The sequence below is a fragment of the Pseudomonas sp. 05N434 genome (genome assembly GCF_056396965.1).
On record NZ_JBFTMK010000871.1, the window covers coordinates 1 to 1,285 of the forward strand.

Annotated in this window: 2 protein-coding genes; one reads left to right on the forward strand and one right to left on the reverse strand. The window is 58.5% G+C overall.

Going from position 1 to position 1,285, the window contains the following annotated elements; genetic code table 11:
- Positions 1-641 (reverse strand): sulfate transporter CysZ (gene cysZ / locus AC1DLB_RS30270; protein WP_477786316.1); only part of this gene is annotated, 641 nt, incomplete at its 3' end.
- A 314-nt stretch (positions 642-955) separates the two neighbouring features.
- On the opposite strand from cysZ, the gene AC1DLB_RS30275 reads away from it, so the two are divergent.
- Positions 956-1,285 (forward strand): FAD-dependent oxidoreductase (locus AC1DLB_RS30275; RefSeq protein ID WP_477786317.1); only part of this gene is annotated, 330 nt, incomplete at its 3' end.

A 1,285-nucleotide genomic window follows, 5' to 3' on the forward strand; every position in this document is an offset into this window, starting at 1 on the left:
AGATAAACGATCCCGCCAAAACTCATGCTCTGCCAGCGCTTCTTGCGCAGCCAGGCGAGCATCTCGTTCCAGCCCAGCTTGTGGTTGTCCGCCGGGTAGTCGATGTATTGGATCGCCATCATCCACACCCCGAACAGCAGCCACAGCGGTGCGGCAATGATGTTCACCACGGGGATGAAGGAGAGGATGAACAGCCCGATGGCCCTTGGCAGGAAGTAGCCGAGCTTGCGCATTTCCCGGGTCAGGGTACGGGGGATCATGGCGATCAGTTCGCCCCAGCTGAAGGTCGGGAAATCGTCGGTGCCGCGCACCACCACTTCGACTTTCTCCGCGAGGAAGCCGTTGAACGGTGCGGCAATAACGTTGGCGAGCATTGTGAAGGTGAAGAACACCATCAACACCACCAACACCACGAATAGCGGCCAGAGGATATAGCTGAGGAAGCTCAGCCAATCGGGCAGGGACGGCATCAGCGTATCGACCCATAGGCTGAACTGATGACCGGCCAGATAGATCAATCCGACGAACAGCACCAGGTTGATCGCCAGCGGCAGCAACACGAACAGACGCAGACTTGGGCTCAGGACCAGATTGAGGCCTTCGCGCAGGTATTGCGGGCCGGACAGAACGGGGGCGGGCATAACGTGCTCCGAACAAGAGGGAAACGCGCCGACCTTACCGGCTTTGCCTGAGGTGCGAAAGCGCGGTAGCGGCATCGACATTAACTGTAACAAAGGCGTCTATACATTCACTGCAACGGAATAGAGACCGCCTATGAGCTGGATTGTTAAACCGTATTTCCTTAATCTTCGCCCCCTCGATACGCTGCACCCATTCTTTTACAGGACTGTCGAGCCCAAGCCTTCCCCAAGTGCTTTCAACGGTCCTTTTTTATTCCCGCCGGCAATCCGGCGTTCCGCGCCCAGTGTTTCGGGCCGGTCAACAGGAGCAGGTCATGTCTGAAGTCCGTCATTCGCGAGTGATTATTCTCGGTTCCGGCCCTGCCGGTTACAGCGCCGCTGTCTATGCGGCCCGTGCCAACCTCAAGCCACTGCTGATCACCGGCATGCAAGCCGGCGGTCAACTGACCACCACCACCGAAGTCGACAACTGGCCGGGCGACGTCCACGGCCTGACCGGCCCGGCGCTGATGGAACGGATGAAAGAGCACGCCGAGCGCTTTGAAACCGAGATCGTGTTTGATCACATCAATGCCGTGGACTTCGCTGCCAAGCCGTACACCCTGATTGGCGACAGCGCGACTTACACCTGCGACGCCCTGATC